This is a genomic window from Nakamurella lactea DSM 19367 (assembly GCF_000426645.1).
Taxonomy (GTDB): Bacteria; Actinomycetota; Actinomycetes; order Mycobacteriales; family Nakamurellaceae; genus Nakamurella; species Nakamurella lactea.
On sequence record NZ_AUFT01000001.1, the window covers coordinates 659,813 to 673,357 of the forward strand.

The 13,545-nt window shown below is 69.8% G+C and carries 13 protein-coding genes; 1 reads left to right on the forward strand and 12 read right to left on the reverse strand.

All coding sequences use genetic code 11. The features are described from left to right. Window positions 1–31: 31 nt before the first annotated feature. From K340_RS27170 to K340_RS0103275, 9 genes are all read right to left on the reverse strand, one after another. Window positions 32–691 (reverse strand): histidine phosphatase family protein, encoded by a 660-nt coding sequence (locus K340_RS27170; RefSeq protein WP_051264904.1) that lies wholly within the window; start codon window positions 689–691, stop codon window positions 32–34. After that, window positions 688–1,068: a ribosome silencing factor gene (gene rsfS, locus K340_RS27175; protein WP_037362273.1), complete on the reverse strand. Its 381-nt coding sequence runs from the start codon at window positions 1,066–1,068 to the stop codon at window positions 688–690. The genes K340_RS27170 and rsfS overlap by 4 nt, the downstream gene beginning before the upstream one ends. After that, window positions 1,065–1,703 carry a nicotinate-nucleotide adenylyltransferase gene (gene nadD, locus K340_RS0103245; protein WP_084613957.1) on the reverse strand — a complete coding sequence of 213 codons (639 nt, stop codon included), beginning with the start codon at window positions 1,701–1,703 and terminating at the stop codon, window positions 1,065–1,067. Before nadD ends, rsfS begins: the two co-directional genes overlap by 4 nt. 1 nt (window position 1,704) lies before the next feature. Continuing rightward, entirely contained in the window at window positions 1,705–3,030 is a 1,326-nt protein-coding gene (locus K340_RS0103250) for a glutamate-5-semialdehyde dehydrogenase (protein WP_084614002.1), read from the reverse strand. A gap of 2 nt (window positions 3,031–3,032) precedes the next feature. Continuing rightward, a complete protein-coding gene (gene proB, locus K340_RS0103255; RefSeq protein WP_037362274.1) occupies window positions 3,033–4,238 on the reverse strand; it encodes a glutamate 5-kinase in 1,206 nt (401 codons plus the stop codon). Beyond that, window positions 4,238–5,824 carry a GTPase ObgE gene (gene obgE, locus K340_RS27180; protein WP_084613958.1) on the reverse strand — a complete coding sequence of 529 codons (1,587 nt, stop codon included), beginning with the start codon at window positions 5,822–5,824 and terminating at the stop codon, window positions 4,238–4,240. Before obgE ends, proB begins: the two co-directional genes overlap by 1 nt. A 114-nt stretch (window positions 5,825–5,938) precedes the next feature. Further along, window positions 5,939–6,217 (reverse strand): 50S ribosomal protein L27, encoded by a 279-nt coding sequence (gene rpmA, locus K340_RS0103265; protein ID WP_029135647.1) that lies wholly within the window; start codon window positions 6,215–6,217, stop codon window positions 5,939–5,941. 27 nt (window positions 6,218–6,244) lie between these two features. Further along, the gene (gene rplU / locus K340_RS0103270) at window positions 6,245–6,559 is read right to left on the reverse strand and encodes a 50S ribosomal protein L21 (RefSeq protein WP_029135648.1); all 315 of its coding nucleotides are present in this window, start codon (window positions 6,557–6,559) and stop codon (window positions 6,245–6,247) included. A 238-nt stretch (window positions 6,560–6,797) separates the two neighbouring features. After that, window positions 6,798–10,004: a translation initiation factor IF-2 N-terminal domain-containing protein gene (locus tag K340_RS0103275; protein ID WP_029135649.1), complete on the reverse strand. Its 3,207-nt coding sequence runs from the start codon at window positions 10,002–10,004 to the stop codon at window positions 6,798–6,800. A 388-nt stretch (window positions 10,005–10,392) separates the two neighbouring features. Here K340_RS0103275 and K340_RS0103280 point away from each other — a divergent pair, with 388 nt between their 5' ends. After that, window positions 10,393–10,797, forward strand: a complete 405-nt coding sequence (locus tag K340_RS0103280; RefSeq protein ID WP_029135650.1) for a thiol-disulfide oxidoreductase DCC family protein — start codon at window positions 10,393–10,395, stop codon at window positions 10,795–10,797. 47 nt (window positions 10,798–10,844) lie between these two features. Here K340_RS0103280 and K340_RS0103285 read toward each other — a convergent pair whose 3' ends face one another. The 3 genes from K340_RS0103285 to K340_RS0103295 are packed head-to-tail and all read right to left on the reverse strand — an operon-like array spanning window position 10,845 to window position 13,490. Then, the gene (locus K340_RS0103285) at window positions 10,845–11,714 is read right to left on the reverse strand and encodes an ABC transporter permease (RefSeq protein WP_084613959.1); all 870 of its coding nucleotides are present in this window, start codon (window positions 11,712–11,714) and stop codon (window positions 10,845–10,847) included. Between the two features lies 1 nt (window position 11,715). Then, window positions 11,716–12,561 (reverse strand): ABC transporter permease, encoded by an 846-nt coding sequence (locus tag K340_RS27185; protein ID WP_051264906.1) that lies wholly within the window; start codon window positions 12,559–12,561, stop codon window positions 11,716–11,718. Continuing rightward, the gene (locus tag K340_RS0103295) at window positions 12,561–13,490 is read right to left on the reverse strand and encodes an ABC transporter ATP-binding protein (protein WP_051264909.1); all 930 of its coding nucleotides are present in this window, start codon (window positions 13,488–13,490) and stop codon (window positions 12,561–12,563) included. Before K340_RS0103295 ends, K340_RS27185 begins: the two co-directional genes overlap by 1 nt. Window positions 13,491–13,545 lie beyond the last annotated feature (55 nt).

Below are 13,545 nucleotides of genomic sequence, written 5' to 3' on the forward strand. Positions count from 1 at the left end.
TTCCCGATGCCACACAGCCGGCGCCCGATGATCAGACCCCGGCGACCTCGTCCTCGCCACCGGGGAGCACCACACTGCCGAGGCCGGCGTTGTAGGAGTGCAGCCGCCACGGGCTGTCGAAGTCACTCCCGAAGCGGTGCAACAGCACCCAATGGCAGTTGGTGACGCCGGTCAGCACCGACCAGTGTTCGCGAGGCAGCGCGAGCAGGCGGCCGGTGAGCCCGACGATCAGGCCGCCATGGGCGACCAGCAGGGCACGCTGCACGTCCGTGCGATCCAGGTCGTGCACGACGCCGACCGCCCGATCGGCGACCTGGGACCTGGATTCACCACCGGGCGGGGCGTAGTCGGCGCTGGAGGCCCGCCACTGCTCCCACATTCCCGGCCAGCCGTCTACCACCTCTTCGCGGGTCAGGCCCTCCCAGTCGCCCAGCGACGTCTCCCGCAACCGCGGATCGGCGCCGACCGTGTGCCCGGTGAGCGCCGCGACCGACGCGGCCGTCCGCTGGGCCCGCTGCAGGTCAGAGGCGACGATGACGTCCGGTTCCAGGGCGGCGACCGACGGTGCGGCGGCCTCGGCCTGCTGCTGTCCCTGCTCGTTCAATGGAATGTCCCGGTGACCCTGGAGCCGCAGTGCCGCATTCCAATCGGTCTCGCCGTGCCGCAACAGGATCAGGTGCGAGAGCGTCACAGCCGATGATCTTCTTGGGCAGCGTCGACGAACGGGATCGTCGGGCAGTCCTTCCACAGCCGGTCGAGCGCGTAGAACACCCGCTCCTCGGCGTGCTGTACGTGCACGACGATCTCGACGAAGTCGAGCAGTACCCACCGACCGTCCCGTTCCCCTTCGCGGGCAACCGGTTTGAAGCCGACGCCGCGCATCTTCAACTCGACCTCATCGACGATGGCGCCGATCTGTCGCTCGTTCGCACCGGTGACGACCACGAAACAGTCGGTCAGGGCGAGTCGGTCCGACACGTCGATGATGGTGATATCGGTGGCCAGCTTGTCGGCGGCGGCTTGCGCCGCGACCCTTGCCAGATCGATCGCCTTCTCGGTGGCTGTCACAGTTCTCCTCGATTGGTGGTGCCGGTCGGTGCTGCGCGATACAACCCGTACTTGCCGATGTACTGGACGACGCCGTCGGGAACCAGGTACCAGACCGGCTCGCCGCGGCGCACCCGATCGCGACAGTCGGTGGACGAGATGGACATCGCCGGGACCTCGATCAAGGTGATCGCGTCGGCCGGAAGATCAACACCGTCCAGCGAGTATCCGGGCCGGGTGACGCCGATCATGTGCGCCAGCGAGATGATCTCGTCGACGTCCTTCCAGCTCATGATCTTGGCCAGTGCATCGGCGCCGGTGATGAAGAACAGCTGGGCCTGCGGTTCCGCGGCGTGCAGGTCCGCCAGCGTGTCCCGGGTGTAGGTCGGACCCGGCCGGTCGATATCCACTCTCGACACGGTGAACCGCGGGTTGGCCGCCGTCGCGATCACCGTCATCAGATACCGGTGCTCGGCCGACAGCACGTCGTCGTCGGCCTTCTGCCACGGCCGGCCGGTGGGAACGAAGATCACCTCGTCGAGTCCGAACCGGTCGGCCACCTCCGAGGCGGCGACCAGGTGACCGTGGTGGATCGGATCGAAGGTGCCGCCCATCACCCCGATCCGGCGGGCACGCTTCTCGGCGTCAATGGTCATCTCACGAGCTCCCACGCGTCTGTCCGGTGCCGACCACCAGGTATTTGCTGCTGGTGAGTTCCCGCAGGCCCATCGGGCCACGAGCGTGCAGCTTCTGGGTGGAGATGCCGATCTCTGCACCGAATCCGAACTCGCCGCCGTCGGTGAACGCCGTCGAGGCGTTCACCATCACCGCCGCCGCATCCACCCGCTGGGTGAAAGCGTCTGCCGCGGCGATCTCCTCGGTGACGATGGCCTCGGTGTGCCCGGTGCCGTGGGCGTCGATGTGCGCGATCGCCGCATCGAGGTCGTCGACCACCGCGATCGCCATGTCCAGCGACAGGAACTCGCCGTCGAAGTTGTCCGCGGTGGCCGGCACGGTCTGCGGATGCGGCGGCAACGCGGCCAGCGCGGTCGCATCGGCGTGCACGGTGACGCCGGCCGCGTGCAGCCCGGAGACCACGTCCGGCAACAGGTCCGCGACCCGATCGCGGTGCACCAGCAGGGTTTCCGCGGCGTTGCAGACAGAGGGCCGGCGCGCCTTGGAGTTCACCACCAGGTCGGCCGCGATCGCCGGATCCGCTGCGGCGTCGAGATAGACGTGACAGTTGCCGACCCCGGTCTCCAGCACCGGGACCGTAGATCCGTTGACGACCGTCGAGATCAGCCCGGCGCCGCCCCGCGGAATGATCACATCGACCAGGCCGCGGGCGGTCATCAGATGGCTGACGGAACTGCGATCGGTACCAGGCACCAGCTGTACGAAGTTCACCGGAAGCCCCGCCGCGACCCCGGCCTCGTGCAACACCGAGACCAGCGCGGCGTTGGAGTGACGGGCGGAGGCCGATCCCCGTAGCAGGACAGCGTTTCCGCTTCGGACGGCGATGCCGGTGGCGTCGACGGTGACGTTCGGCCGGGCCTCGTAGATCATCGCGACGACGCCCAGCGGCACCCTGATCTGGGTCAGCCGCAAGCCGTTCGGCAGCACCGATCCGCGGATCGTCTCACCGACCGGATCCGGCAGCGTGGCCACCTGCCGCAGCGCCGCGCCGATGCCGTCGATCCGCTGCGGGGTCAGCCGCAGCCGGTCGAGCAGGGCCGGCGTCATCCCTGCTGCGGTGCCGGCAGCGATGTCCTCGGCGTTGGCCGCGAGCAGCTCCGCTGCGTGCTCACCGAGGGCGGACGCCATGGCCAGCAAGGCCTTCTCCTTGACGGCGCTGGTCAAACCGGACAGTATCCTGGCCGCCGGGCGGGCCGCGGCCGCACAGGCCAGCACGTCGTCGCGGCTGACGGCCGCAGCGTCGGCAACGGTGGGGTCGGCGGTCGTCGTCGGCGAACTGCGCTGGATCGTCACCGGGTCGTTCCTTCCGTCACCGTGGCGGCGACCAGCGCGGCCGCCCCCGAGGATTCCAAGCCGATCGCACCGTTGCTCATCGTCACCAGGTCGTCGGCGTGCACCACCGGCCGGCGCCGCTCCGCTGGCAGGTCGGACAGCCGGTGGCCGATCAGCGCCGGGAGCTCGGCCGCGTCGTAGGAGACGAACCCACGGGCCACAACGGTGCCACCGGCGTCGGTCAGTTCCACCACGTCACCGGACTCGAAATCTCCGTGCACCGCAACGATTCCGGCCGGCAGCAGCGACTTGCGGCGGCCGGCGACCGCGGCCACGGCGCCGCCGTCAAGCGTCAGCGAGCCGATCGCATTCGCCGCGTACTTGAGCCACAACAACCGAGTGCCGGTACGCCGGCCGGAACCGGCGAACGCGGTGCCGATGTCCGGTCCGGCGGCCGACCGGATCAGGGCGGCGGCGGCGTTGTCTGCCGCGGCCAGCAGTACCGGGATGCCGGCGGCGGTCGCGGTGACCGCGGCCGCCAGTTTCGAGGCCATGCCGCCGGTGCCGACGGTGCTGGCGGACCCGACCACGGAGATGCCGCTGAGCTCCTGCGGGTCGGAGACCTCGCTCACCCGAACGGATTTCGGGTCACTGGGCGCTCCGGTGTAGAGCGCATCGACGTCGGAGAGCAGCAGCAGTGCATCGGCCCGCACCAGGTGCGCGACCAGGGCGGCCAACCGATCGTTGTCGCCGAACTTGATCTCGGCAGTGGCCACCGTGTCGTTCTCGTTGACCACCGGCACCACCCCGTACGACAACAGCTTGTCGAAGGTCCGCTGGGCATTGCGGTAGTGCGACCTGCGGACCACATCGTCGCTGGTCAGCAGGACCTGACCGACGGTCAGCCCGTGCCGGTGGAAGGAGATCGCGTAGCGGGCGGCCAGTTGCTGCTGACCCACCGACGCGGCGGCCTGTTGGGTGGCCAGATCACGCGGACGTTTGGCCAGCCGCAGCGGCGCCAGCCCGGCCGCGATCGCGCCGGAGGACACCAGGACCACCTCGGTGCCGGCCGCCGTGCGCGCGGCGACCGCGTCCACCAGGGCATCCAGCCGGTCCGGGTCGAGGCCACCCGCGGCGGTGGTCAGCGACGACGAGCCGACCTTGACCACCAGCCGATGCGCGGACCCGACCGCAGCCCGCGCCGTCGCCGCGGCAGCAGCCATCAGCGGCCGTCCCGGCCCTCGTCGCCGGCGGTCTCGTCAGCGGTCCCGTCGGTGGAGCGGCCGGTCGGTTCCCCGGCCCCGCGATCGGCGAAGTCTCCGGCCGGGCCGAAGTCGGCGGCCGGACCGAACTCGGCCGACAGATCGTCCCAGTCGTGGCCGTCCACCGGCAGTCCGCGACGCAGCCGGTGCAGCACCTTGCGTTCCGCCGCACCGACTCGGAACGAGGGCGCGACTCGGCTGTCCGTCCCTCGGTCACCCTGTGGCAGGTGGGCCGCGGCAGCCGACATCGGTTCGAAGTCGAAGGTCGTTCCGCCGATGGTGACGCTCGCGCCGGGCTGCGCACCGCTCGCGCTGAGCGCGTCCTCGACACCCAGCCGGGCCAGCCGGTCGGCCAGGTAGCCGACCGCTTCCTCGTTGGTGAATTCGGTCTGCAGAATCCACCGCTCGGGCCGCTCGCCGCGGACGATGAAGCCGCCCTCGACGTCGGGATCCTGCTCGACGGTGAACTGCGCCTCGTTGACCGCCTTCGGCCGGACGATGACACGTTCGGCGGTCGCCGCCGGCCGGTTGACCCGGTCGTCCCGAACGATCTCGGCGAGCGCGTACCGCAGCTCCTTGAGGCCCTCGTGAGTGGCGGTTGACACCTCGAAGACTCGGTAGCCCAACGCCTCCAGGTCGGGCCGGACGAAGTCCGCCAGCTCGCGGGCCTCGGGCACGTCGATCTTGTTCAGCACCACCAGCCGCGGCTTGTCGGCCAGGTCGGTCGCCAGCGACGGCGTGTACTGCGACAGCTCGGACTCCAGCGCCTCGATATCGGAGGCCGGGTCGCGGCCGGATTCGAACGTCGCGCAGTCGACCACATGGGCCAGCACCGAGCAGCGCTCGATGTGCCGCAGGAACTCCAGACCCAGCCCCTTGCCCTGGCTGGCCCCGGGGATCAGCCCGGGGACGTCGGCGATGGTGAAGGTCTGACCACCCGCCTCGACCACGCCGAGATTCGGCTCCAGGGTGGTGAACGGGTAGTCGGCGATCTTCGGCCGCGCCTTGGACAGCACCGAGACGAGCGACGACTTGCCGGCGCTGGGGAAGCCGACCAGGCCGACGTCGGCTACCGACTTGAGCTCCAACACGATCTCGGCGAACTCGCCCGGTTCGCCGAGCAGGGCGAACCCGGGGGCCTTGCGCGCCTTGGAGGCGAGCGCGGCGTTGCCGAGCCCGCCGCGGCCGCCCTTGGCGGCGACGTAACTGGTGCCGGCACCGATCAGGTCGGCGATCATTTTCCCGTCGGCGTCCAGCACCACGGTGCCGTCCGGCACCTTCATCACCAGCTGCTCGCCGGCCGCGCCGTCCTTGTGGTCGCCCTGGCCCTGCTTTCCGCTGCCGGCCTTGGCGTGCGGGCGGAAGTGGAAGTCCAGCAGGGTGTGCACATTCGGATCGACGACGAGCAGCACGTCGCCGCCGTTGCCGCCGTCACCGCCGTCCGGTCCGCCCAGTGGCTTGAACTTCTCCCGGTGGACCGAGGCGCAACCGCGACCGCCGTCACCGGCCTGCAGATGCAGTACGGCGCGGTCGACGAAGCGGGCCATGGTTGCCTTTCCGTTCGGGTGGTTCATTCATGCTTGCACGTGCCGGGGAGAACACCAGGGGCGGTCCGGAGATTCCGGACCGCCCCTGGTTGATGACTGGTGATCGACGCGCGATCAGGCCTCTGCGGTCGCAGCGGCCGGGACCGGCTCGACGATGTTCACGGTCTTGCGGCCGCGCTTGCTGCCGAACTCGACGGCGCCGGGGATCAACGCGAACAGGGTGTCGTCCTTGCCGCGGCCGACGCCGGCACCCGGGTGGAACTTGGTGCCGCGCTGACGGACCAGGATCTCGCCGGCCAGCACGACCTGACCGCCGAACCGCTTGACGCCGAGGTACTGCGCATTCGAGTCGCGACCGTTCCGCGAGCTGGATGCGCCCTTCTTATGTGCCATGTTCTCTGCCCTCTCAGGTTCCGCTGGTCACTTACCGGTGCTGATACCGGTGACCCGCAGCTTGGTCAGCGGCTGACGGTGCCCCTGGCGCTTGTGGTATCCGGTCTTGTTCTTGAACTTGTGGATGACGATCTTCGGGCCCTTGGTGTGCTCGACGACCTCGCCGGAGACGGTGACCTTGGCCAGCTCGTCGGCGCCGGTGGTGATGTCGGCACCGTCGACCAGCAGCAGAGCGGGCAGGCTGATGGCCGCGCCGGCTGCACTGTCGATCTTCTCGACCTGGATGACGTCACCCTCGGCGACCTTGTACTGCTTGCCGCCGGTGGAGATGATCGCGTACATCGCGGGTGTGCCTTCCGTTCTGCTGCAGTGCTCGATGCACTCAGGTCTCATTGCTTCAACTGCTGCCAGTGGTGTGGCGCCTACCTGCCGCGTGGTGGAACAACGCGGGCACCGCTGGGCACCAGGAAGCCCACCGACACACGGCGGACCGACCCCCAACGATACGCGGTGCGCTGCCCACAGACAAACTCGGCCGATGTGAGCTGGCCGGACCAGCACCCAGGGGAACGATGCGCGGCTACGACCCCGAGGTCGCGATGACCACCGACTCGGCCTCACCAGCCGGGCCGGCCGGCCGGGTTGCCGCGCGCCGGCGCCGTGGCCGCGCCGGCTTGGCCTCCGGCGCCGCGACGGGTGCTTGCTCGGTGACCGACGTCCGCTCAGCCACGGTCACCTGGTCGGCGACCGGTGCCGGTGGCGCGGACGGCGCCTCGGCGGAGACCGGCGCGGCTGCCGGCGTCACCACGCCGTTCGAGGTCGCCCGACGACGGCGGGAACCCCGCTTCGGTGCCGGCCGACTCTCCGGCTCGGCCTGGTCGCTGCCGGTACTGACCGCATTGACCGCTTCGGCCACATCCTGCGCGACCTGGGCCGGATCCGTCACAGTCTCCGCCGGCACATTCAGACTCTCGGCCGGCGCCGAGTCGGCGGCGGCACTGGCAGATTCGCGCGACACGTTCTCGCCGATCGATGCGACAACGGCGGCCAGATCGGCCGCTCGGTCCGCGCTGCCATCGGCAGCGTTGCCATCGGAGACGGTGCCGTCAGCACTGTGCCGGACCGGCGCACCCGGCCGCAGCGGCGGCTTCGGCCCGCGCGGATCGGCCTGTACCCGGTTGATCCGGATCGGCTCGACCGGCTCGCTGTCGCTGCCGCGCTTGCGGTCGCGGCGCTTCTTGCCCGACGGCTTGACCTGCTCGGCCTCCGGCTGGTGATCGACCGGCACGTCCCGGAGCACGATGCCGCGGCCGTGGCAGTGCTCGCACGGCTCGGAGAACGCCTCGACCAGGCCGGTGCCCATCCGTTTGCGGGTCATCTGGATCAGCCCGAGCGAGGTGACCTCGGCCACCTGGTGCCGGCTGCGGTCGCGGCCGAGGCACTCGGTGAGCCGCCGCAGCACCAGTTCCCGATTCGACTCGAGGACCATGTCGATGAAGTCGACGACGATGATGCCGCCGATGTCCCGCAGCCGGAGCTGCCGGACGACCTCCTCGGCCGCCTCCAGGTTGTTCTTGGTGACCGTCTCCTCGAGGTTGCCTCCGGAGCCCGTGTACTTCCCGGTGTTGACGTCGACCACCGTCATCGCCTCGGTCCGGTCGATCACCAGCGAGCCACCGGAGGGCAGGTGCACCTTGCGCTCCAGCGCCTTGGCGATCTGCTCGTCGATCCGATAGCTGTGGAACACATCGGCCGTCGAGCCGTTCGGTGGGGTGTACCGGCTGACCCGATCGGCCAGTTCCGGAGCGACCTGCTGTACGTACTCGGACACCGAGTCGTAGACATCGTCGCCATCGAGCACCAGCGACGTGATGTCGGAATTGAACAGGTCGCGAACCACCTTGATCAGGGTGTCCGGCTCGGCGGACAGCTGGCGCGGTGCGCTGTTGTCCGCCTTGCTGCCGGCGGCCGCTGCGTCGGCGACCTTCTTGATCTCTTCCCACTGCGTCTTGAGTCGCTCGACGTCGCGAGCCAGCTCCTCTTCGGCGACGCCCTCGGCCGCGGTGCGGATGATGACGCCGGCGTCCTCGGGGACGATCCGGTCCAGGATGGCCTTGAGACGTTTGCGTTCGGTATCCGGCAGCTTGCGGGAGATGCCGGTGGCGCCGCCGTTCGGCACATAGACCAGGAACCGGCCGGGCAGCGAGATCTGGGTGGTGAGCCGGGCGCCCTTGTGCCCGATCGGGTCCTTGGAGACCTGGGCCAGCACCGTGTCGCCGCTGGACAGCGCGGTCTCGATCCGCCGGGCCTTGCCCTGCAGCCCGCTGGCATCCCAGTTGACCTCGCCGGCGTAGAGGACGGCATTGCGTCCGCGGCCGATGTCGACGAAGGCCGCCTCCATCGACGGCAGCACGTTCTGCACCTTGCCGAGGTAGATGTTGCCGATCATCGAGGCGGAGCCGGCCTTGGACACGAAGTGTTCGACCAGCACCCCGTCCTCCAGCAGGGCCACCTGTGCGAGGTCGCCGCGCTGACGGACCGCCATCACCCGCTCGACCGACTCACGACGGGCCAGGAACTCTGCCTCGGTGAGGATCTGCGGGCGGCGACGCGACTCGCGGCTGTCCCGGCGACGCTGCCGCTTGGCCTCCAGCCGGGTCGAACCCTTGATGCCCTGGACCTCGTTGTCGGAGGAACGGGCCTCGCGGACATGCACCACGGTGTTGTCCGGATCGTCGGTGCGGGCACTCTCGCCGCCACCGGATCCGCTGCGGCGCCGGCGCCGGCGCCGGCGCCGGGAGCCGGTGCCGGACTCGGTGTCGTCGTCCTGATCGTCGGTTTCGTCGGCCGACTCCCCCGGCTCCGCGGGTTGGTCCCCCGAATGCCGGCCGGTCGTCTTGTCGGATCCGTCGGACGGCTCGTCGTGCTGGGACTCGCCGGCGGCGTCGTCCTGGCCCGAATCGTCCTGACCGACGTCGTCCGCCGAAGCGTCGTCCTTGGCGGTGTCGTCCTTGGCACGGGAGCCACCGCGCCGGCCTCGGCGGCGGCGACGACCGCCGCCCTCCGGCTGACCCTCATGCTCGGTGTCGGCAACCGCGGCGGCCTCGTCGGCCGCTGCGTCGGCGGCGGGCGTCTGCTCGTCTGCCGTCAGCTCGGCCTGGTCCGCGTGGGCGCCGGACTTCGACGATCGGGACCGCGAGCGTCCGCGCTTCGGCGCGGCGGAGTCGGTGGGCGCCTCCGCTGCGGCGGTGTCCACGGCGGTTCCGGACTCGGCGCCCTCGTCGGCTACCGAAACGGGGGCGGCCGATTCGTCAGCGGGAGCGTCCTTCTTGGCCGCCCGGCTGCGGGTCCGCTTCACCGGGGCGGCAGGCGCCTCCGGCTCCAGGAACAGCGGGATACCCCCGACCGGCGTGGTGGAGGTCTGGCTCGGACCGTCAACGGACGCGACTTCGTCGGCCGGGGCCTTCTTGGTGCCCCGACCGCGGGACCGCGATCGGGTCTTGGGCGCCTCGGCCGGCTCCTCCGGCTGCTCAGGACCGGTGGTGCTCTCCGCGGTGGCGGGAAGGTCGTCCCCCAACAGGGCGGTGAGCAGCGCGACCGCAGCGTCGCGGTCGACGCTCGAGGACGCGGATTTCACCTCGATGCCGCGCTCGGCGAGGGCCGCGACCAGTTCCTTGCTGGACAGGCCGGAGCGTTTGGCCAGCTCGTGTACGCGGGGTTTGGCGGGAAGGTCGTTCAGCGCGTCGGCCAGAGCTGAGTTCGCGGAAGTTCCAGGGGTGACAATCATTCAGTTGGTTCCTCTCGTGACCCCCGGGCGCGTCCAGGACGCGTCCGCACGGGGGTCACTACGTTTCGGTTTCTGCTGCCGGCCCGCCGGGGCGGACGACCGCAGGAAGTCTGATGGCTGAGGCTCGCCGCTCCGTGTACCGAACGCTCGCCCCGCTCGATGTCTGTCACTCATCGGGGGCGGCACCGGCTCACGGTCCGGCGGTTGCCTGGCTCGAGTATCCCACAGTGGGACGCCCCGGGTACCGCAGGTGTTGCGACACTCATCGCCACCTGCGTCAACGCCGCCGAGCTGCTCCTTGTTCCCATCAGCCGCCGGGGTCGTAGCCGCCGCGGCGACCAACTTGGTCACTCCCGCGCGTACGAGCCGGTGCGGGCACAATCGGGGCATGACGGACACCGCCGCCGGCCGGGCGCCCATTCTGGTGTACGACGGTGACTGCGGGTTCTGCTCCACCAGCGCCCGGTTCGCCCGGCGCTGGGTGGATGGACGCGAGCGGTATGCGATCGAGCCCTACCAGCGCCTGAACCCCGCGGCGTGGGGGCTGACGGCACAGCAGTGCTCGACCTCGTCGTGGTTCGTCACCGCCGACGGCCGCCGCTTCGGCGGCGCCGCGTCCATCGCTGCCGCGCTGCGGCACAGCGCGATCGGCTGGCGCCCGCTCGGGGTTCTGCTGGCCGCGCCGCTGGTGCGGAACCTGGCGGCGATCGGCTATCGCTCGGTCAGCGCCAACCGGTTCCGGCTGCCCGGCGGCACCCCCGCCTGCCGGGTCGACGACAGCCAACGGAGGTAACGCGCCGGGACCCTGCGACGTAGCAGGCCGAAGACGGCCGGTCCGCGTCAGGTCAGCAGTAGCTTCTCCAGCCGGCGGCTGACGAACAGCACCCCGCCGATCGCCATCACCACGAAGTACGCGGCGTGCCCGAGCATCCCGATGCCGACGGCGCCGAGGGTGAGACCTCGCATCAGCTCGATGCCGTGGTAGAGCGGCAGGCACTGCACCAGGATCTGCACGCCGCGCGGGTAGACGTCGATCGGGTAGAAGGTGGTGGAGAACAGGAACATCGGCATCACTGCCGTCATCACCCAGTCGAGGTGCTGGAACGTCTTCAGGTAGGTGGTCACGGCCATCCCGACGGCGGCGAACCCGAGCGCGATCAGGATCGCGACCGGCACCACCAGCAACGCCCACCAGGACTCGATCAGCCCCATTGCCAGCATCACCAGTTCGAAGGCGGTGGCGTACAGCGCGCCGCGGCCCAACGCCCAGCCGACCTCGCCCAGCGCCACGTCCATCGGCCCGAGCGAGGTGGCCAACATCGCGTCGTAGGTCTTGGCGTACTTCAACTTGAAGAACACGTTGACGGTGGAGTCGAAGATCGCGCCGTTCATCGCCGAGGTGGCCAGCAGGCCGGGCGCGATGAAGGCGGCGTAGGCGACCGGTCCGGTCGGGCCGTCGACGGTGCCGATCAGCGCACCGATCCCGGCGCCCATCGCCAGCAGGTAGAACACCGGCTCGAAGAACCCGGAGATGATCGTCCAGCGGAACGACTTGCTGGAGCGCAGCGCCCGTTCCAGCACCACCCGCGACCGGCCGGCCGACAACTGCAACGGAATGATCCGCAGCACCAGCACTCCCGGCTGCGGCCGCAGCTTCTCCCGCAGCGGGTGCACTCCGTGCTCGACCGCACGATCCGACGACACCGCCATCTCAGACCACCAGTCGCTTTTCGAAACGCTTGCGGACCACCAGGAATCCCGTGACGAACACGGCGATCAGCACGCTCAGGTGGACGGCCGCCTGCCACAGCGGCAGGCCGCCGAGTGCCGACCCGCGGGCCAGTTCGTTGCCGTGCCACAGCGGCGAGAAGAACGCCAGCCAGCGCACCGCCCACGGCAGCTGGCTGATCGGGAAGAACGACGCCGAGAACAACGACATCGGAATGATGCCGAAGCGCAACACCATGTTGAAGGCGACCGACGCGTCGTCCTCGATCGTCGCCGACAGCACCATGATCCAGACCGCGCAGGAGATCGCCGTCAGCACCGCGATCGGAATCATCAGGATCCCGGCGACGCCACCGGCGGCGCCGAAGACCAGCAGCACCAGGTAGTACAGCGCCGCCGAGAACAGCAACCGGGTGCTGATGAACATCACATGGGCGTCGGCGGCGACTGCCGGGGTGATCGGGGTCGAGGTGATCCCCCACAGGGTCCGATGCCACTTGAACCTGCCGAAGGTCGCGAAACTCGCCTCGCTGAAAGCGATCTGCAGAGCCGCGCCGCACAGCAGGGCAGGTCCGATGTATTCGACGTACGTCACCCCGCCGAGCGCCTCGGTCCCGCGCTTGTTGATCAGCGAGCCCATCCCCAGGCCCAGCGCCAACAGGTAGAGCAACGGGGCACCGGCCGCCTCGGCCAGGCCGGACCAGAAGTACGGCCGCCACTGCCGCAGCAGGTACTCCCAGGTCCGGATGCGATAGGTCCAGGCGGTCGCCGGCCGCCGGATCGGCTCGTCGGCCGCACGCACGCCGGCCTTCTCGTCAACGGTGGTCATCAGTCCACCAGGCTCCGGCCGGTGAGTCGCAGGAACACGTCCTCCAAGGTTGACCGGCGGACCAGCGACGCGACCGGTTCGATGCCGGCGGCGTGCGCCTGCTCCAGGGTGTCGTCACCGTCCTGGGTGTAGAGCAGCAGCCGGTCCGGCAGCACCTCCAGCCGGTCGACCAGCTTGCTGGCCACCGGTTCGGCGGCGTGCTGGGTGCCGGGAACGAACCGGAGCTCGACCACTTCCCTGGTCGAGTAACGGGCGATCAACTGGGCCGGCGATCCCTCGGCGACGATCTGCCCGCCGTCCATCACCACCAGGCGGTCACACAGCTGCTCCGCCTCGTCCATGTAGTGGGTGGTGAGGACCAGCGTCACCCCCGCCTGTTTGAGCCGGAACAGCCTGTCCCACAGCACATGTCGCGCCTGCGGGTCCAGGCCGGTGGTCGGTTCGTCGAGCAGCAGCAGCTCCGGGTCGTTGACCAGTGAGCGGGCGATCGTCAGCCGCCGCTTCATCCCGCCGGACAGCGCGGTGACCTTCGCGTTCGCCTTCTCGGTGAGCTGTGCGAACTCCAGCAGCTCGTCGGCCTTGGCCCAGCAGTAGGTCTTGGAGAAGCCGAAGTAACGGGCGTAGACGTACAGGTTCTCCCGGACCGTGAGTTCCTCGTCCAGGTTGTCCTGCTGTGGCACGACGCCGAGTCGGTCACGGATGGCGATGCCCTGGGTGTTCGGGTCCATCCCGAGGATGGACAGTTCGCCGTCGGTGCGTGGCGAGACGCAGGCGATCATTCGCATGGTTGACGACTTGCCGGCGCCGTTCGGCCCGAGGAAGCCGAAGGCCTCGCCACGGGGCACGTCCAGATCGATGCCGCGTACCGCGTGCACCGTTTCGCCACCCTTGGTGTCGAAGGACTTGGTGAGCCCGGCGGCGTGAATCATCGAGGTCGCCGCGGGGGCGGGGGCGGCTGTTGTCACTGCGCGAAGGTTACCGGCT